The sequence below is a fragment of the Pseudomonas mandelii genome, from assembly GCF_006438925.1.
Lineage (GTDB): Bacteria > Pseudomonadota > Gammaproteobacteria > Pseudomonadales > Pseudomonadaceae > Aquipseudomonas > Aquipseudomonas mandelii_C.
The window spans coordinates 117491-135943 of sequence record NZ_RCZA01000004.1 but is presented as its reverse complement, the minus strand read 5'-3'; the positions used below and the strand labels follow the sequence as shown (position 1 = coordinate 135943).

21 protein-coding genes are annotated in these 18453 nt (G+C 60.8%); 13 read left to right on the top strand and 8 right to left on the bottom strand.

The annotated features are described in order from the left end of the window. Positions 1-318: 318 nt before the first annotated feature. Entirely contained in the window at positions 319-1002 is a 684-nt protein-coding gene (locus tag EAH74_RS10650; RefSeq protein ID WP_140678148.1) for a Crp/Fnr family transcriptional regulator, read from the top strand. 5 nt (positions 1003-1007) lie between these two features. Continuing rightward, complete coding sequence (locus tag EAH74_RS10645) at positions 1008-1199, top strand: protein DnrP (RefSeq protein WP_430539779.1); 192 nt, start codon at positions 1008-1010, stop codon at positions 1197-1199. Positions 1200-1399: 200 nt separating this feature from the next. On the opposite strand, the gene EAH74_RS10640 is transcribed toward EAH74_RS10645, so the two are convergent. The 6 genes from EAH74_RS10640 to EAH74_RS10615 form a co-directional block, all read right to left on the bottom strand. Beyond that, positions 1400-3241, bottom strand: coding sequence for a nitric oxide reductase activation protein NorD (locus tag EAH74_RS10640; protein WP_140678144.1), 1842 nt, complete (start codon positions 3239-3241; stop codon positions 1400-1402). 78 nt (positions 3242-3319) lie between these two features. Continuing rightward, positions 3320-4747, bottom strand: a complete 1428-nt coding sequence (locus tag EAH74_RS10635; RefSeq protein WP_140678143.1) for a cbb3-type cytochrome c oxidase subunit I — start codon at positions 4745-4747, stop codon at positions 3320-3322. A 3-nt stretch (positions 4748-4750) separates the two neighbouring features. Beyond that, positions 4751-5191: a c-type cytochrome gene (locus EAH74_RS10630; protein WP_123366660.1), complete on the bottom strand. Its 441-nt coding sequence runs from the start codon at positions 5189-5191 to the stop codon at positions 4751-4753. Between the two features lie 263 nt (positions 5192-5454). Next, positions 5455-5712 carry a cytochrome C oxidase subunit IV family protein gene (locus EAH74_RS10625; RefSeq protein ID WP_140678141.1) on the bottom strand — a complete coding sequence of 86 codons (258 nt, stop codon included), beginning with the start codon at positions 5710-5712 and terminating at the stop codon, positions 5455-5457. Positions 5713-5722: 10 nt separating this feature from the next. Continuing rightward, entirely contained in the window at positions 5723-6310 is a 588-nt protein-coding gene (locus EAH74_RS10620; RefSeq protein WP_140678139.1) for a cytochrome c oxidase subunit 3, read from the bottom strand. Continuing rightward, positions 6294-7097, bottom strand: coding sequence for a CbbQ/NirQ/NorQ/GpvN family protein (locus EAH74_RS10615; RefSeq protein ID WP_123366663.1), 804 nt, complete (start codon positions 7095-7097; stop codon positions 6294-6296). Before EAH74_RS10615 ends, EAH74_RS10620 begins: the two co-directional genes overlap by 17 nt. A gap of 198 nt (positions 7098-7295) precedes the next feature. On the opposite strand from EAH74_RS10615, the gene EAH74_RS10610 reads away from it, so the two are divergent. The 11 genes from EAH74_RS10610 to EAH74_RS10560 all read left to right on the top strand — a co-directional run bounded on the left by EAH74_RS10610 (position 7296) and on the right by EAH74_RS10560 (position 16332). After that, positions 7296-8984, top strand: a complete 1689-nt coding sequence (locus EAH74_RS10610) for a nitrite reductase (RefSeq protein ID WP_140678137.1) — start codon at positions 7296-7298, stop codon at positions 8982-8984. A 24-nt stretch (positions 8985-9008) separates the two neighbouring features. Further along, the gene (locus EAH74_RS10605; RefSeq protein WP_140678135.1) at positions 9009-9323 is read left to right on the top strand and encodes a c-type cytochrome; all 315 of its coding nucleotides are present in this window, start codon (positions 9009-9011) and stop codon (positions 9321-9323) included. A gap of 16 nt (positions 9324-9339) precedes the next feature. Beyond that, positions 9340-9666 carry a c-type cytochrome gene (locus EAH74_RS10600; RefSeq protein ID WP_140678133.1) on the top strand — a complete coding sequence of 109 codons (327 nt, stop codon included), beginning with the start codon at positions 9340-9342 and terminating at the stop codon, positions 9664-9666. Beyond that, positions 9663-10841 (top strand): cytochrome D1 domain-containing protein, encoded by a 1179-nt coding sequence (locus EAH74_RS10595; protein ID WP_140678131.1) that lies wholly within the window; start codon positions 9663-9665, stop codon positions 10839-10841. The genes EAH74_RS10600 and EAH74_RS10595 overlap by 4 nt, the downstream gene beginning before the upstream one ends. A gap of 1 nt (position 10842) precedes the next feature. After that, positions 10843-11301: an Lrp/AsnC family transcriptional regulator gene (locus tag EAH74_RS10590; RefSeq protein ID WP_140678129.1), complete on the top strand. Its 459-nt coding sequence runs from the start codon at positions 10843-10845 to the stop codon at positions 11299-11301. Then, positions 11298-11813: an Lrp/AsnC family transcriptional regulator gene (locus EAH74_RS10585; protein ID WP_140678128.1), complete on the top strand. Its 516-nt coding sequence runs from the start codon at positions 11298-11300 to the stop codon at positions 11811-11813. The genes EAH74_RS10590 and EAH74_RS10585 overlap by 4 nt, the downstream gene beginning before the upstream one ends. Then, positions 11806-12249: an Lrp/AsnC family transcriptional regulator gene (locus tag EAH74_RS10580; RefSeq protein ID WP_140678126.1), complete on the top strand. Its 444-nt coding sequence runs from the start codon at positions 11806-11808 to the stop codon at positions 12247-12249. Before EAH74_RS10585 ends, EAH74_RS10580 begins: the two co-directional genes overlap by 8 nt. Then, the gene (locus tag EAH74_RS10575; RefSeq protein WP_140678124.1) at positions 12224-12727 is read left to right on the top strand and encodes an Lrp/AsnC family transcriptional regulator; all 504 of its coding nucleotides are present in this window, start codon (positions 12224-12226) and stop codon (positions 12725-12727) included. The genes EAH74_RS10580 and EAH74_RS10575 overlap by 26 nt, the downstream gene beginning before the upstream one ends. A gap of 26 nt (positions 12728-12753) precedes the next feature. Next, positions 12754-13932, top strand: coding sequence for a heme d1 biosynthesis radical SAM protein NirJ (gene nirJ / locus EAH74_RS10570; RefSeq protein ID WP_140678122.1), 1179 nt, complete (start codon positions 12754-12756; stop codon positions 13930-13932). Positions 13933-14002: 70 nt separating this feature from the next. Beyond that, positions 14003-14842: a uroporphyrinogen-III C-methyltransferase gene (gene cobA / locus EAH74_RS10565; protein WP_140678120.1), complete on the top strand. Its 840-nt coding sequence runs from the start codon at positions 14003-14005 to the stop codon at positions 14840-14842. Beyond that, positions 14839-16332: a nitrite reductase gene (locus EAH74_RS10560; protein WP_140678118.1), complete on the top strand. Its 1494-nt coding sequence runs from the start codon at positions 14839-14841 to the stop codon at positions 16330-16332. The genes cobA and EAH74_RS10560 overlap by 4 nt, the downstream gene beginning before the upstream one ends. 745 nt (positions 16333-17077) lie before the next feature. On the opposite strand, the gene EAH74_RS10550 is transcribed toward EAH74_RS10560, so the two are convergent. Both EAH74_RS10550 and EAH74_RS10545 read right to left on the bottom strand, forming a co-directional pair. Next, positions 17078-17821 (bottom strand): SDR family NAD(P)-dependent oxidoreductase, encoded by a 744-nt coding sequence (locus EAH74_RS10550; protein WP_140678117.1) that lies wholly within the window; start codon positions 17819-17821, stop codon positions 17078-17080. Between the two features lie 110 nt (positions 17822-17931). Beyond that, positions 17932-18435 (bottom strand): nitrous oxide reductase accessory protein NosL, encoded by a 504-nt coding sequence (locus EAH74_RS10545; protein ID WP_140678116.1) that lies wholly within the window; start codon positions 18433-18435, stop codon positions 17932-17934. Between the last annotated feature and the right edge of the window lie 18 nt (positions 18436-18453).

The window sequence follows — 18453 nt, the reverse complement described above, 5'->3', positions numbered from 1 at the left end:
GCCGATGAAATCCATTCAGGGTACAAATGACCCTTTAATGGTTATTTAAACCCTAAACCTTGTGGTGTTTTTTACCCTCATATCTGACAACCCTAATAAACAAAGGCCTCCAGGCATGGCCCGCGTCTTGCTCAAGGTTTCAGGAATCAAAGAAACCTTGATCCTTCTCGATCCCCCAGGAGTCGTCATGAAAAAAGTCATCCAGCCACTGGCCTGGTTTGTGGTGTTGACCTCGGTTCTGGCGTTGGCCAGCGGCGTCTCGCTGGGCCTCGTTTGACTTGATCGCCATCCCCTCCTCAATCTTCAGGATGAATTCTTATGGTGCTTCATCGCGTCCATCACCAGATTCTGCGCAGTCATCACTTGTTCGAGCCGTTGAACGAAGAACAGCTGGATGAGTTGATGAGTACCAGCCACTTGCTGAGCATCGACAAAGGCGAACCGTTGTTCCGCCAGGGCGAGCCGTCTGACTCGTTTTATTTCATCATTGCCGGCGCGGTGAAAATCTACCGCCTGACACCGGATGGGCAGGAGAAAGTGTTTGAGGTCATTGGTGACCGGCAAACCTTCGCCGAAGCGATGATGCTGATGGACACCCCGAATTATGTGGCCTCGGCCGAAGCGATCTGCCCGACTCAGCTCTACCGGTTATCCAACAACACCTACATGCGCCTGTTGCAAAGCAATAGCCGACTGACCTTCGCGCTGCTCGGCAAGCTCTGCGTTCGCCTGCATCAACGGGTCAACGAAATCGAAACCCTGTCCCTGAAAAACGCCACCCACCGGGTCGTGCGCTATCTGCTGACGCAACTGGTGCGCCAGCAAACCGTTGGCAGCCAATTCGAACTGCCGATGGCCAAGCAATTGATTGCCGGGCATCTGTCCATTCAGCCGGAAACCTTTTCGCGGATCATCCGTCGCCTGATCGATGAAAACATCATCACCCAGGACGGCCGCCAGATCGCCATTCTCGATCGTCTGCGCCTGGAACAGTTCGAGTGAGTGCCATGCCCGTCTGTTTGTATTGCCAACGCGCAAACCCCGCACAAGAAACCGAATGCCGCCAATGTGGCATGCCCCTGCCGGTATTGGCCGCACACGCGGCACAGCGTCGTTTGCGCCGATTCAAGTGGTTCTGCATCGGCCTGACGATCTTCTGCGTGGCGATGTTTTTCTGGCTGCCACGCAGCATCTCCTGAAGACCACACAAATCCCCTGTAGCAGCTGGCGCAGCCTGCGTTCGGCTGCGAAGCAGTCGTAAATCCTGAACCCACGGTTTTTCTGAAACACCGCGTTGTATGGTTTTACGACTGCTTCGTCCGAACGCGGCCCGAGCCGAACGCAGCCTCGCAGGCTCGGCAGCTGCTACAGGGGCGCAGGCGACAAGGGACCGTGTCGATCACGGTTGGGTCAACTGCCGATACAACTGCGGCAACCGCAGGGGTAATTGCTCGGGCTGGCGGATCAAGGTGTAGCCATTGGCGCCGAACATGTAAGGCAGGTAATCCCCGGCCTCGCGATCAATCGTGATACAGAACGGCGTCAACCCCTGGCGCCGCGCCTCCAGTACCGCCTCGCGGGTGTCTTCAACGCCGTAACGCCCCTCATACAAATCCAGATCATTCGGTTTGCCATCCGTGAGCAGCAGCAACAGTTTGCTGCGTCGTTTGCTCTTGCCCAGCAGTTGGGTGGCGTGGCGGATGGCGGCGCCCATGCGCGTGTAATAACCCGGTTTGAGCCCTTGAATGCGACCACGGGTGTTGTCGTCGTAACGCTGGGTGAAGGACTTGAGTTCTTGCATGCGCACTTGATGACGACGCAGCGAGGAAAATCCGTACAGGGCGAAATCATCACCCAGCACCGACAGGGTTTCACCGAACAGCAGCAAACTGTCGCGGATCACATCAATCACCCGATGCTCATCGTTCAAGTGTGCGTCGGTGGACATCGACACATCGGCCAGCAACAGGCACGCCAGGTCGCGGCGCGTCTGCCGTTGTTCCATGAACAGACCTCGCTCCGCACACTGGCCATGCTCACGCTCGACGTGAAAATCCAGCCAGGCCTGCATGTCCAGTTCGGACCCTTGAGGTTGCTGGCGTAACCATTGGCGATCATTGCGCAGGTGCTCGAACTGGCGGCGCAGACGGTGCGCCGGGGCCTTCAGCCGTGGCGGCAATGGCTGCGCCTCGCAGTCCCGGGGCACCATCATTTGCAGATTGACGAAGCTGTCCTGCATCTGCTGTTTGCGATAGTCCCACTCCGGCAGCTTGATGCCCTCGTCCAGGGGAATATCGTCGACATCGGCCGGCGGCAAATCCAGGTGCAGCTTGAGGCCGCCGCCCTTGCGCAGACGGGTGCGCGACAGGCTCAACTCATCGAGGTCCTCGGCGACTCTAGCGGCGTCGGGGTCTTCGCTGTCGTCTGACCAGCGATCCAGGTCCACGTGTTCGGTCCAACTGAACAGGTTCTCCAGGCGCACGATCAACAACCCACCGTCGCGGCTGCCTTCATCGATCCGCTTGGCGCGTTTGCTTGCGCCTTTCTGCTCACCGGGCGGGGTCGTCAGCGATTCTTCGGACTCGTCACCGAGGTCGGCCGCCTGCGGGCTGGCGAGGTTTTGCGGCGGGTACAGCCACAGCGGCAGCGGCCACGCGGCCCGTTCGCTGCGGGGAAAATGTTCGACACTGCCGGGCTCGCGCAGGGCTTGGCATAACGCCCGTTCCAGTGCCGCTTCGCCGGTACTCAATGAGGCCGGATCCGGGCGCAATTGCAGGTGAGCATCGACCAGACGTTTGTACCGGGCACGCAACGCGGGATAGCGCCGCAACAGCTGCTGCGTCCAGCGTTGATTGTCTCGCCCCCAATGACGCATCTGCCCGGCCTGAGCCGCCAGCAACGCGAGCCAACGATAGAGCTCCTCGTTCAATGCAACTTCAGGAAACACCGCCAGGCTCGACGGCAGACGCAGGTTGGTCGCGTCGCACCACGCCAAAGGCACTTGCTTGCAGGTGCCGGCGATCTGCTGCAGCACGTTGCGCCGCAACAGCAGATCGCGGTCGCTGGCGGCTTCCACGCCGACGCCATTGGCGCCACCCATGGCGCGAAACAACAACGCCAGCGGTCGCTGCTGGTGGATCAGTTCGACGCGTGCCTCGGGAAAGTCCGGGCTGGCGCGCCGGGTGATGAAGCGATGCCAGACGCTGCCGACCCACTCTTCCAGTTCGACGGTAAAGGCCATGATCATTGCCCTTTTTGTAAAGCAAAAAAACGGCCCGCTGTATCAGCCGGGCCGACCTTTTCTAGCCGTTACAGCGGCTCATGAAGGAACCACGGCAGCCGGGGCGCGCAAGGCTGCGCGGCCACGTTGCTTGAAGCTGAACAGGTAACAGAGCAGTCCCGCGAGGAAACCAAGACCGGCGCCAAAACGAGCCCAGAACAGCACCTGCAGATGTTCGACCGTGGCCATGAATGGCAACGCGACGCCATCGACCTGCCAGCGTTGCAGGTAAACCTGAACGACACCGGCTGCGGTGAGGAACAGCGTGATCATCACCATCGACAGCGTCATCAACCAGAAACCCCAGATTTCGAAGGTCTGCGAGCGCTCATCGCCTGCCTCACCCAATCCGCGCAGTCGTGGCATGGCGTAGCTGATCAAGGTCATCACGATCATCGCGTAAGCACCGTAGAAGGCCAGGTGACCGTGAGCCGCCGTCAGTTGCGAACCGTGGGTGTAGAAGTTGACCGGAGCCAGGGTATGCAAGAAGCCCCAAACGCCAGCGCCGAAGAACGCTGTGACGACGGTTCCCTTGGCCCACAGGGTCGCGGCGCGGTTCGGGTGTTGCCGGCGACGGTTCTTCACCATGCTGAAGGCGAAGATAACCATGGCCAGGAACGGTAGCGGTTCGAGGGCGGAGAAGATTGAACCGACCCACAACCAGACCTCAGGCGCACCGATCCAGAAGAAGTGGTGACCGGTACCGATGATCCCCGTTATCAGCGCCATCGCGATGATCACATAGAGCCATTTTTCCACGACCTCCCGGTCTACACCGGTGATCTTGATCAGGACGAATGCGAGCATCGAACCCATGATCAGTTCCCACACGCCTTCCACCCAAAGATGCACCACCCACCACCAGTAGAACTTGTCTCGGGCCAGGTTGCCGGGGTTATAGAAGGAGAACAGGAAGAACACCGCGAGCCCGATCAACCCGGTCATCATCACCATGCTGACGGTGGTCTTGCGACCTTTGAGCAGGGTCATGCCGATGTTGTAGAGGAAGCCCAGGCACACCACCACAATGCCCATCTTGGTGATGGTCGGCTGTTCCAGGAACTCCCGGCCCATGGTCGGCAGCAGCTCGTTGTGGGTCAGTCTGGCCAGGCCGGCATACGGCACCAGCAGATAGCCCAGGATCGTCAACACACCCGCGGCGGCGAATACCCAGAACAGGATGATCGCCAGTTTCGGACTGTGCAGTTCGCGGTCGGCCTCTTCCGGAATCAGGTAATAGGCGGCGCCCATGAACCCGAACAGCAGCCAGACGATCAACAGGTTGGTGTGCACCATCCGCGCTACGTTGAAGGGAATGATCGGGAACAGAAAGTCCCCTATCACGTATTGCAGGCCCATGATCAAACCGAACAACACCTGACCGAGAAACAGGATCAGAGCAAACACGAAGTGCGGTTTGGCCACGGCTTGCGAGGCGAATTTCAGATGCGGATTAGCAATGCTCATCGCTTAGCCCTCCTTGTTTGGCGGCCAGCCATTGGTATTGATTTTTGAGCTCCATTTGAGGAACTCGGCGATGTCATCCACCTCCTGGTCACTCAACTTGAACTGAGGCATCGCGCGCCGGCCTGGTACGCCCAGTGGCTGCATTTTCATCCAGGCCTGCAGGAAGGGTTTGAAGCCCGCCTCCCCGCCGCGCCGCTGGAACACGTTACCCAGCTCAGGCGCAAAGTAGGCGCCCTCGCCCAACAGCGTGTGGCAGCCGATGCAATTGTTTTGCTCCCAGACCAACTTGCCGCGCACCACTGATTCGGTGAGCTGCGCTTCATTGCTGCGCTCTGGAAAGGTCTGTTCCGTGTGATAGGTCAAAGCCAGGAATATCAGGAAGAAGAAAATGCTTCCTCCGAAGTAGATGTTCCTGGCCATGCCTTTGGTGAAGGTGTCTGACATGGTCGCTTCCTCTTTGCTAGGCCCGTCCATCATAGGAAGCGAAGGGTTGAAACCTGCTTGATGGCGATCAAGAAAGTCAGATGGTTTTGATCGGGTATTACACTTGAGCCCTACTCGGTCCATGTAGCAGCTGGCGAAGCCTGCGTTCGGCTGCGAAGCAGTCGTAAAATCCGGCACTGCGGTGTATCAGGTTGACCGAGGTGGCAGGGTTTGCGGCTGCTTCGCAGCCGAACGCAGGCTTCGCCAGCTGCTACATGGATTGGTTAACGGAACGACACCAGTGTCAGGCCTACCACCGTCGCCAACACCAACGCCCAGCTCAACATCAACCGGCGCCACAGTCGCGGCGCGTGGCGCATCTCCATGAAACCGTCGGTGATCAGCCAGGCCTTGCCCACCGCCACCAGCAAGATGGCAATCGACAGCAGCGATGTCGCGCCAATGTGTGCCAGCACCACCGTGCAAACACTTAACGTCGCGAGCGCCGCCCAACAGACGAGCAATACCCTGGAAACAGACATGAGAACCTCGTCAACTCAGCACGTAGACCAGCGGAAACAACATGACCCAGATCAGATCGACCATGTGCCAATAGAGCACGCCGGATTCAAATCCACTGCGCTTACTGACGTCGTGCAGGCCACGGCGACAGCGCTCGGCCAACCACCCGAGAATGACCATGCCGAGCAGTACATGCAGAAAATGAAAACCGGTAAGGATCCAGTAGAGAGTGAAGAAGGTGTTGTGCTCCATGCCCAGCCCCGAGGCCAGCAAGTGCCGGTATTCCGTGAGTTTCAGCATCACGTAGACACTGGAAGCGAGCAACGCCATCAGCAGGAACACAGCGCCGTGGCGCGATCGTGAGCGCCTGACCTGTTCCTGCGCCAGCGCGGCGAACAGCCCCGCGGTGAGCAGGCTCAGGGTCATCGCCAACCCGGTTGAGGTGTTCAGCAACAGACGGCTTTCACTGAACATCTGCGGCTTGAGCGCCTGGGTCACGGCGAACACCAGGATCAGGATGGCGAACACCGACAGCTCGGCGAGAATGAAAAACCACATCGCCAGATCGCCCGGCAAGTGACGGCGCGAGACGCCCGTGGACTCAGCCGAAGTGGACATCAACCACGTCCATCAGCGCGGCAACGGTCAGCGGATCGTCGCTCAGCGGCTCGGCCAGGCAGGCCATGCAGGCCTCACGGGGGCTCATGCCGGAGCGGATCATACGCGCAGTAAAAATCAGCAGTCGCGTTGAGGCGACCTCCTCCAGATCATGTTGATCGAGCCGGCGCAGCGCCTGGCCGAGCCGCACCACTTGCGCTGCCAGCGCGGTGTCCACCTGCGCTTCCCGGGCAACGATGCGTTCCTCATCAGCCACCGGCGGATAGCCGAAGCGCATCGCCACAAAGCGTTGGCGGGTGCTGGGCTTCATGCCTTTGAGCAGGTTCTGGTAACCGGGGTTGTAAGACACCACGAGCATGAAGGACGGCGGCGCTTTCAATACTTCGCCGGTGCGTTCCAGGAACAGTTCACGACGATCATCGGCCAACGGGTGCAACACCACCACGGTGTCCTGACGTGCCTCGACCACTTCGTCGAGGTAACAGATGCCGCCTTCACGCACCGCGCGGGTCAGTGGTCCGTCCTGCCACCAGGTGCCCTGGGCACCGATCAGGTGACGGCCGATCAGGTCGGCCGCACTCAGATCATCGTGGCAAGCCACGGTGTACAGCGGCAGTTTCAGCCGATGGGCCATGTGCTGGACGAAACGGGTTTTTCCGCACCCTGTCGGGCCTTTGATCAGCACCGGCATGCCGTGTCGCCAGGCTTGTTCGAACAGTGCCTCCTCATTATTCAGCGGTTGGTAGAAGGGTTCGATCGGGTGTTCGCAAGACTGGGTACGGTCCATGGGCTGCCTTTTCCAAAAGCGGATTCAAGAACACGCTACGGGCCCCTGCGACAACCTGGCAAGTGAGATGGCCGGCAAACTTGATCGTCGTCAAGCGAACATTGGCCTGCTCGGGCATAGCCTTGCACGGCACTAAGAACCTGCGTTCTGCGCTGCCGTTTCAGCACATCGCAAAGGTCTTGCCTGAGGAGAAATGGAATGCTGATCAGCAATAGAAAAACGTTTGCCCTGACCCTGACCACGCTGTGTTCGGCACTGGCCCTGGCGGTGAGTCATGCCGCCAGCGCTGAAGAGCCCGCCGCCGCGGCCACCCCGCCCATGGTCAAAACCGCTGGTGCTCCCGACATGAGCCAGGCCGAGTTCGACTCGTCCAAGGAAATCTACTTCCAGCGCTGCGCAGGCTGCCACGGTGTGCTGCGCAAAGGGGCCACGGGCAAACCGCTGACGCCGGACATTACCCAGAACCGCGGGCAACCGTATCTGGAGGCCTTGATTACCTACGGGTCGCCGGCGGGCATGCCGAACTGGGGGACGTCCAATGCGCTGACCAAGGATCAGATCACCTCAATGGCCAAGTTCATTCAGCACGCGCCGCCGACGCCACCGGAATGGGGCATGGCCGAGACGCTGAAAACCTGGAAAGTGCTGGTCAAGCCCGAGGACCGTCCGAAGAAGCAACTGAGCAAACTCAACCTGCCCAACCTGTTTTCGGTGACATTGCGCGATGACGGCAAGATCGCCCTGATCGATGGGGACAGCAAGAAAATCGTCAAACTGATCGAGACCGGTTACGCGGTGCACATCTCGCGGATCTCGGCGTCGGGCCGCTACCTGCTGGTGATTGGTCGAGACGCCCGGATCGACATGATCGACCTGTGGCCGGTGGACCCGACCAAAGTCGCCGAAGTCAAAGTCGGCATCGAGGCGCGCTCGGTCGAGACCTCCAAGTTCAAAGGCTACGAAGACAAATACACCATCGCCGGTTCTTATTGGCCGCCGCAATTCACCATCATGGATGGCGAAACCCTGGAGCCGAAGCAGATCGTTTCGACCCGCGGCATGACCGTCGACAAGCAGGAATATCACCCCGAACCTCGAGTCGCGGCGATCATCGCCTCCCACGAATGGCCGGAGTTCATCGTCAACGTCAAGGAAACCGGCAAGGTCATGCTGGTCAATTACCAGGACATTAAAAACCTCACCGTCACCTACATCGACGCCGCGCCCTTCCTGCATGACGGCGGTTGGGACAGCACGCACCGCTACTTCATGACCGCCGCCAACAACTCCAACAAGGTTGCCGTGATCGACTCCAAGGAGCGCAAGCTGACCGCGCTGGTGGACGTGGGCAAAACCCCTCACCCCGGTCGCGGCGCCAACTTCAACCACCCGACCTACGGCCCGGTCTGGGCCACCAGCCATCTGGGTGATGACGGTATCTCGCTGATCGGCACCGACCCGACCAAACACCCGCAATACGCCTGGAAGCAGGTCGCCTCACTCAAGGGCCAGGGCGGCGGATCGCTGTTTATCAAAACCCACCCCAACTCTCATCACCTGTACGTCGACACCACCCTCAACCCCGACGCCAAGCTCAGTCAATCGGTGGCGGTGTTCGACATCGACAAACTCGACGCCGGCTACACCGTGCTGCCCATCGCTGAATACGCGGGCATCAAGCAAGGCGCCATGCGCGTCGTGCAACCGGAATACAACAAGGCCGGCGATGAAGTCTGGTTCTCCGTGTGGAGCGGCCAGACAGACGAATCGGCGCTGGTGGTGATCGACGACAAAACACTGAAGCTCAAGTCAGTCATCAAGGACAAACGACTGATCACACCCACCGGGAAGTTCAACGTCTACAACACCCAACACGACATCTATTGAGCTCCATCAATGCAAGGAAACACCATGAAAAATACACTGTTTTCACTGTTCGCCCTGACCGCTGCGCTGAGTCTGCAGCCGGCCATGGCCCAAGACGCGCTGGAGTTGTTCAAGAGCAAACCCTGCGCAGCCTGTCACTCCATCGACACCAAGATTGTCGGCCCGGCGCTCAAGGATGTAGCGGCCAAGAACGCTAGCGTACCCGGGGCCGTGGACACCCTGGCCAGCCACATCAAGAACGGCACACAAGGCAATTGGGGCCCGATGCCCATGCCGGCCAACCCGGTCACTGAAGAAGAAGCAAAAACTCTCGCAACCTGGGTACTGACACTCAAATAACCGCCTGGAGGGCGTCATGATGATTTACCCACACGCTGTGATTCTGGCGGCCCTCCTCCTCATTTGCGCAACCGCGGTTGCGGCGCCGGACGCCCAGCGTCAGGCGCAACTCGAACACCTGCTGACCCAGGACTGCGGCGCCTGCCATGGGCTGCACCTCACCGGTGGGCTAGGCCCCGAACTGACGCGCACCGCGCTGGCTGGCAAGTCCAGGGACAGCCTGATTGCCACCGTCGCCCAAGGCCGGCCCGGCACCGCGATGCCCGGTTGGGCCCCGTTGCTCAGCCCCGGCGACATCCGTTGGCTGGTCGATCTTCTTCTCCAGGGATACCCCGCACGATGATCCGTTCAATCCTGCTGTCAGTGGCGACCGGGCTGTTGTTGTCCGCTTGCGTTCAACCACCGTTGCGTGGCACCGGCGACTTGGGCGTGGTCGTGGAGCGCGCCACCGGTAGCGTACAAATCATTGAAAGCGACACCCGCACGGCGCTGGCCCGACTCGAGGGTTTCGGCGACCTGTCCCATGCCTCGGTGGTGTTCTCGCGGGACCAGCGCTTTGCCTATGTGTTCGGACGCGACGGCGGGTTGAGCAAAATCGATTTGCTGACCCGGCGTATCGATCATCGCGTCATCCAGGGCGGCAACAGCATTGGCGGCGCCATCAGTCAGGACGGCAAGTTGATCGCGGTGTCCAACTACGTGCCCGGCGGCGTCAAGGTGTTCGATGCCGACACCCTGCAACAAGTGGCCGATATTCCGGCCACGCCCCTGGCCGATGGCACCAAGCGCTCGCGGGTGGTCGGGCTGGTCGACGCGCCGGGGCAACGTTTTGTCTTCAGCCTGTTCGATACCGGCGAGATCTGGACCGCCGATTTCAGTCAGGGCAGCACCCCGCAGATCAGCCGTTTCACCGGCATCGGTGAGCAACCGTACGACGCCCTGATTACCCCCGATGGGCGCTATTACATGGCCGGCCTGTTCGGTGAAGACGGCATGGCCCAACTCGACCTCTGGCATCCAGAACGCGGTGTGCACCGGGTACTCGGCGACTACGGACGCGGCCAGGCGAAACTCCCGGTCTACAAGATGCCGCACCTGGAAGGCTGGGCTGTCGCCGACAATCAGGCCTTCGTGCCTGCCGTCGGCCGGCATCAAGTGTTGGTGATGGATTCACGCACCTGGCAGCAGACCGCCGTGATTCCGGTCGCCGGTCAACCGGTGTTCGTCACGTCGCGCCCGGACGGTCGGCAGCTGTGGGTCAACTTCGCCTACCCGGACAACGATCGGGTTCAGGTCATCGACACCGAAACCCACGCCGTGGTTGCCGATCTGCGTCCCGGGCCAGCGGTGCTGCACATGGAATTCACCGCACGCGGCGACCAGTTGTGGCTGTCGTTACGCGACGGCGATCAGGTTCAGATCTGGGATCCGTACCGCCTGACGCTGCTGAGTACCCTGCCCGCCAGCGCGCCGAGCGGCATCTTCTTCAGCAGTCGCGCGCAGAAAATGGGGTATTGAAATGAACCTTGAGCTGCTCAGCCGCCAACTCATCGACCGCTTCCAGCACGGCATGCCGCTGTGCCCGTCACCGTATAAGGAGATGGCGCGGATTCTCGGCTGCCGCGAATCCCAGGTGATGGCCTGCCTGGAAGAAATGGATCAGGCCGGCACCCTCTCACGGATCGGCCCGGTGTTCGAACACAGTCGCGCCGGGGCCAGCACCCTCGCCGCCCTCGCCGTGCCCGCCGAACGCCTGCAACAGGTGGCCGATCGCGTCAGTCAGTACCCGGAGGTCAATCACAACTACGCACGGGAGCATTTCTACAACCTGTGGTTTGTGCTGACCGCCCCTGATCGCCAACACATCGACCGTGTGCTCAAGGAACTGGAGAACGACACCGGCCTCATGCCGCTCGACCTGCCGATGTTGACCGCCTACCGCATCGACCTCGGTTTTGCCCTGGGAGAACAATCATGAAGCCCGGATTGAGCCCCCAACAAGTGCTGGATCTGCGCCGGCACCTCGAAGGTGGATTGCCGCTGGTGTCGCGCCCGTATCAGGCCCTCGCCGAACGGATAAACACAGACGAAAACCAGGTGCTCGAACAAATGCGCCAGTGGAGCGAGCAAGGGCTGTTTCGCCGTATCGGCCTGGTGCTGCACCATCGCGCGCTGGGTTTTACCGCCAACGCCATGCTGGTGCTGGATATTCCCGATGCGCTGATTGACGAAGTCGGCCAACGCCTGGGGCGAGCGCCCGGCATTAACCTCTGCTACCAACGGCCCCGGCGTTTGCCGCAGTGGCGGTACAACCTGTTTTGCATGGTGCATGGGCGGCAACCTGATCAGGTGGAAGCGCAAATCCAGGCGCTACTGGAAGAACATTTGCTCAGCGACTTGCCCCATCAATTGCTGTTCAGCACCCAGGTCTTCAAACAGTGCGGCGGCCGCTTTGCGCCCTCGCGCACAGGAGCACCGACCCATGGATGACCTTGACCGTCGCCTGATCAACCGCTTGCAACTGGGCCTGCCGCTGGTGCGCCACCCTTGGCGGGTATTGGCTGCCGAACTGGAGAGCAGCAGCACTGAACTACTCGGCCGACTGCATACCCTGCTCGATGACGGCGTGCTCACCCGATTCGGCCCGATGTTTGACATTGAACGACTGGGTGGCGCCTTCACCCTCGCCGCACTGGCGGTGCCGGAGGAGCGTTTCGACGACGTTGCCGAGCAACTGCATGGCCTGCCTGAAGTGGCGCACAACTACCGACGCGAACACGCCTGGAACATGTGGTTCGTGCTCGGCTGCGCGACCGAGCACGCCATCACCGAGACGCTGCAGCGCATCGAAACCCTGACCGGCCTGCCGCTGCTCAACCTGCCCAAAGAGGAGACCTACCATGTCGGTCTGTATTTCCCGGTCTGAAGACACCCTCATCCAGCGTCTGATCGTATTGACCCAGGCGGGTCTGCCGTTGCTGGAAGACCCGTGGGCGTGGCTCGCCGAACAGCTGGGGCTGAACATCGAAGCCACCCTCGATCTGCTCAAGCGCTTGCAAGCCGAGGGCGCGATCCGGCGGATCGCCGCCGTGCCCAATCACTACCGACTGGGCTATCGCCACAACGGCATGACGGTCTGGGATGTGCGCGACACCGACATGCCGCGCCTCGGCGCGCTGATCGGCGCGCAACCCTTCGTCAGCCACTGCTATCGCCGTCCGCGCCGAACCGACTGGCGCTACAACCTGTTCGCCATGGTGCATGGTCGCAGCAGCGATGAAATCAACAGCTACCGCGAGCACCTGCGCTACTTGCTGGGTGACGCCTGTGGTGCCGACGAGATGCTGGTGAGCAGCCGCATCCTGAAGAAAACCGGCTTGCGCTTGCCACCCGTTTTGCGCTGAACACGCCCAAACTCAAGGAGAGTTGCATGTTGAGGATCAGCCAATACCTGCGTGCACTGGCCAGCCAGGCGCCAGCACCGAGAACCAGCCCACCGGGCAGTAACCGGGCGCCGGTGGTGATCTGGAACCTGCTCAGGCGCTGCAACCTGACCTGCAAACATTGCTACGCCACCTCGGCCGACAGTGTCTTTCGCGACGAACTGGATACGGCCGCCGCGTTGACCGTGATCGACGATCTGCACGATGCCGGCGTCAAGGTGTTGATTCTTTCCGGTGGCGAACCGCTGTTGCGCGAGGATTTGTTTGTGCTGAGCGCCTACGCCCGGGCCAAGGGTTTCTTTGTGGCCTTGTCCACCAACGGCACGCTGATCGATGAGCAGAACATCGCACAGATCAGTGCGGCGAATTTCGACTACGTCGGGATCAGCATCGATGGACTGGAAGCCACCCATGACGCTTTCCGCCAACTCAAGGGCAGTTTCGCCCGCTCCATGCAGGCGATCCGGCTCTGTCGCGAACAGGGTATTCGCGTCGGCCTGCGCACCACCCTGACCCAGGAGAACCATCAACAGTTGCCCCAGTTACTGGCGCTGATGCGCGAGTACGACGTACAGAAGTTTTATCTGTCGCACCTCAACTACAGCGGTCGCGGTAAACGCAGTCGCAAACTCGACGCGCACCAGCAGATGAGCCGCGAGGCCATGACGTTGATCTTTGAGCGCGCGTGGGAAGACATCCAACAGGGCCGCGACAGCGATTTTGTCAGCGGCAACAACGATGCCGACGCCATTCTGCTGCTGCAATGGGCGGCTCTGCACCTGCCGGAACATTACCCACGCCTGAAAAACATGCTCCGCGCCTGGGGTGGCAACGCATCGGGCAGCGGCATTGCCAACATCGACAACACCGGCGAAGTGCACCCGGACACCTACTGGTGGCAGCACTCGGTGGGCAATGTCCGCCGCACGCCGTTCCGCACGTTGTGGCTGGATCAGCCGGATGCCCTGCTGCTGCGCCTGCGTGAGCATCCCCGCGCGGTCGGTGGCCGTTGCGCGCAATGCCGCTGGTTGCCCATCTGCAACGGCAACACCCGCACACGCGCCTGGGCCGAGGGAGATCTGTGGGGCCAGGACCCCGGCTGCCACCTCAGCGATGACGAAATCGGTGTTACGCCGTCAACGAACATCCCTTGCATCACCCACTGAATAGCCCGTCCGGCCAACCACCTGACAAAGGCTGGGGCCGGCCAACCTGATGAAGCACCAAGGACGTCCCATGCCTCCATCGATTGCGATACCGGCCACACTTGAGTCGCCGTTCAGACCGGGCGAAGTCGCCCTGGTCGGCGCCGGCCCCGGCGATCCACGCCTGCTGACCCTGCGCGCCTGGAGCCTGTTGATGCAGGCCGACGCTGTGGTGTACGACCGGCTGATCAGCCCCGAACTGCTGACGTTGATTCCCCTGACCTGCGCCCGGCATTACGTCGGCAAGGCCAGCGGCTGCCACAGCCTGCCTCAGGAACAGATCAACGAACTGCTCGCCGACCTCGCCGATCAAGGGCAGCGGGTGGTCCGGCTCAAGGGCGGCGACCCGTTCATTTTCGGTCGCGGTGCCGAAGAGCTGGAATACCTGCTGCGACGCGGCATTGATTGCCAGGTGGTGCCGGGCATTACCGCCGCTTCCGGCTGCAGCGCCTACGCAGGCATACCGTTGACCCACCGCGATCTGGTCAATTCCTGCCGGTTCATCACCGGCCATTTGCAACGCGACGGCGAGTTGTCGCTGCCCTGGAGCAGCCTCGCGGACAGTAGCCAGACGTTGGTGTTTTACATGGGCTTGTCGAATCTGGGGATCATCGCTCAGCGCTTGATCGAAGCCGGGTTGTCAGCCGATACACCGGCGGCACTGATCAGCAACGGCACGCGTCCCGACCAGCACGTCGCCCGTGGCAAGCTGCACCAATTACCGACCCTGGCGCTGGATTGTCCACCGGGCATTCCGACACTGACGGTGATCGGCACCGTGGTCGATCTGTTTGGCGCAGAACAACTGGAATACCCGGCGCGGCTTTACCCGGCCCAAGCACTGCAACGCCATGCCAAGGTGGCGATATGAGGCGCATGGTCCTTGCCCACCTGTTGTGGGTCAGTGCGGCGCAGGCCGGCGCAGCGGTTCCGGCACTTGAACAAGCGGCGCAAAACTATCAGCAGCATTGCCAGAGCTGTCACGGCATTAACCGTCTCGGCGGTGCAGGGCCGGCGTTGTTGCCGGAGAGTCTCAGCCGGATCAAACCCGATGAAATCCGCAGCGTGATCCAGAACGGCCGCCCCGCGAGCCAAATGGCCGGCTATGCCACTGTGTTCAGCCCCGCGCAGATCGACGCGCTGGTGGATTACCTTCAGCAACCGCCCGCCACCCCACCCACCTGGAGCAATGACGACATTCTCGGCAGTCACTCGATGCTCGCGGACCTCAGCAAACTGCCCACCACGCCCCAGCATGGCGCCGACCCACTGAACCTGTTCGTGGTGGTGGAAGCCGGCGACCATCACATCGACATCCTCGACGGCGACCGCTTTGAGGTGCTGGCGCGGTTTGCTTCGCACTTTGCCGTGCATGGCGGGCCGAAGTTTTCGCCCGATGGGCGCTTCGTCTACTTCGCCTCCCGTGACGGCTGGATCAGCCTGTATGACTTGCACAACCTGAAACTGATCGCCGAGGTCCGCGCCGGGCTCAATACCCGCAACCTGGCGGTGAGCAAGGATGGACGCTGGGTGTTGGTGGGCAACTATTTGCCCGGGAACCTGGTAGTGCTCGATGCCCGCGATCTGTCGCTGGTCAAAACCATACCCACAATCGGTCAGGACGGTACGGCGTCACGGGTCAGCGCGGTCTACTCCGCCCCGCCGCGCGACAGTTTCATCGTGGCGCTCAAGGACGTGAAGGAAGTCTGGGAATTGTCCTGGGCTGACACACCCAATTTCGAACCACGACGGATTTCTGCCGGGGATTTTCTCGACGATTTTTCTTTTTCACCGGACTACAAACAGCTGCTGGCCACGTCGCGCAAGGCCCAGGGCGGTCAAGTGATCGACCTCGACAGTGGCAAGGTGATCACTGACATCCCACTGCCGGGCATGCCGCATTTGGGCTCGGGGACTTATTGGAAACGCAACGGTGAGTGGGTGTTCGCCACACCGAATATCAGCAAGGGGCTGATCTCGGTCATCGACTTCAAGACCTGGAAACTGATCAAGGAAATTCCGACCCTGGGGCCGGGTTTTTTCATGCGCAGTCACGTCAATTCACGGTATGCCTGGAGTGACGTGTTCTTCGGGCCTGATAACGATGCGATCCACCTGATCGACAAGCAGACGCTGGAGATTGCCCACACCTTGCGCCCGATGCCCGGGAAAACCGCTGCTCATGTTGAGTTCACCCGGGATGGCCGCTACTTGCTGCTGAGCATCTGGGCCACCGACGGTGCGCTGATCGTTTATGACAGCAACACTCTCAAGGAGATCAAACGTATTCCGATGAATAAGCCTTCGGGTAAGTACAACGTGGGGAACAAGATTGAGTTTGCTGAGGGGACTTCGCACTAAACCTTGGGTGTATATCCGTTTCTTCGGTAATGGCGGCTATCGGTTTCGCTCTTACAGCGAGTCACTTTCGAAAAGCGCGAAAGTAACCAAAGCGCTCTTGCCCCTGTCGTTCGGTGGCTCGCCTAGGCTCGCCATGCCCTCGCTCCGGTCCTGCTCCGTGGGCCCGCCGCCATCGGCCATCCATGGCCGGGGGCGGCTAACCCGGCATCCATGCCGGGTTGCCCACTACGCAGAACCTCCACTCGGCCTCTCGAGGGGGCGAGTACCGCAAAAGCACCGCGAGGCGGCCTACCGGCCGGCCTGTCTCTTCCAGTGTACGCACTCCCCTGTGGGAGCGAGCAGGCTCGCTCCCACAGGTACAACGCCGGGCTGTTGATCTTGCTTTGGCTTTGGCTTTGGCTTTGGCTTTGGCTTTGGCTTTGGCTTTGGCTTTGGCTTTGGCTTTGGCTTTGGCTTTGGCTTTTGATCTTGATCTGCCCCGTCGGAAGGCCGAGCGCAGGTTCTGCGCAGTGGGCACCGCGGCAAGGATGCCGCGGTAGCCGCCCCCGGCCATGGATGGCCGATGGCGGCGGGCCCACGGAGCAGGACCGGAGCGAGGGTACCCTGAGCCTAGGCGAAGGGCCGTACGTCAGGGGCGAAAGCGTTTGGTTACTTGGCGCTTTTCCAAGTGACCCGCCGTAAGGGCGGAACCCTAAGTCGCCGTTACCGCAACAACGGATATGTACTCCGGTACTCCGAACGGACTTCAGCCCAAGGTGTACCCGTTATCAACCTTCCAGTCCTGCCCATAAACCCCCCGAGCACCCTGCGACAACTGAAAAACAATCACATTGGCCACCGCCGCCGCATCAAGAAAATGCCCCGGCAACAGACGTTTACCAAGCGTGTCGGCAACATCGCCAAGCTCCCCATCGCTCAACCCCAAGTGATCCCACATCGAGGTAGCCGTCGGCCCCGGAGAGACCAGATTAATGCGCACCTCATACCGAGCAAACTCCACCGCCAGCGTGCGGACCTGAGCCGCCAGCGCAGCCTTGCTGGCAATGCACGCAGCCAACCCCGGAAAGCTCGAACCGGTCAGGAAACTCCCGACAAACACCACCGAAGCCGGGCTCGCCAATTCACCGCGCAACGCCGCCAGGGTATTCAACGCCCCGGCACCATTAACCGCCCACTGACGCTGGAAGGCCGCCATATCCAGGCTGTCAGCCATCTCGGCAATACCCGCGTTAGGCACCAGATAGTCCACGGGACCCAACGCCGCAGCGCACTCGGCCAGCTCGCGCAGGTCTTGCTGACTCGTGACATCCCCGGCAAACCACTGCAACCGCTCACCGTAGATCTGCTGCAAAGCCGGCAGTTCACCCAGAGTCCGTGACATCGCCAGCACCTTGACCCCGCGCGGTAACAGCGCGGCGCACAGTGCCAGGCCAATCCCGGAGCTGGCACCCGTGACCACCGCCAAACGGTCCTGAAACTCGGTTTTCATCATCTACTCCTGGGCATCACGGATGCCAAGCACTGGGGACATTGCCAGTCCCTATCTTTGAGCAGGAGAAGAAAAAACGACTTGACGGCGATCAGGATTTTTCGACGGCGTTAGTGTTGCTGCAACAGCGCCGGAGTGATCTCGCTGAAGCGCAGCAAGCGACCGCCCTGCTCCGCGGCAAGCTTTTCAGCAGCATCGCGACTGGAGAACGACGCCAATACCACGCCCATGGCGCCTTTGAGTTGGGTGCCGACCACGTAGAACGCGTCTTTGGCATCGATCAGATGGGCGTCATCCGGCGCGTTCCATGGGCTGCGGCCCATGTCGTGGACATACAGTTTTGCATCGCCATGATGGTTTTCCGGCTGCAACCACCAACCGATCATTTCCGCCGTGGAGCAGAACTTCTTGACCCCGGCCCGCTCGACCACTTCGCCCTTGGGTCCGGGGAATCCGTCGATAATCATCCCGCAGACATGGCATTCATCACTGGGATGAAAGGCTGTGGCGGCGTCGCTGTAAGTGGCTTGCGCCGAGTTGTCGCAGGCCGTCAGAAACAGGCACATCATCAGGCCCGCCACCGCGCGCACCGTCGTCAGATAAAACGTACTCATCGTCAACTTCTCCAAAAC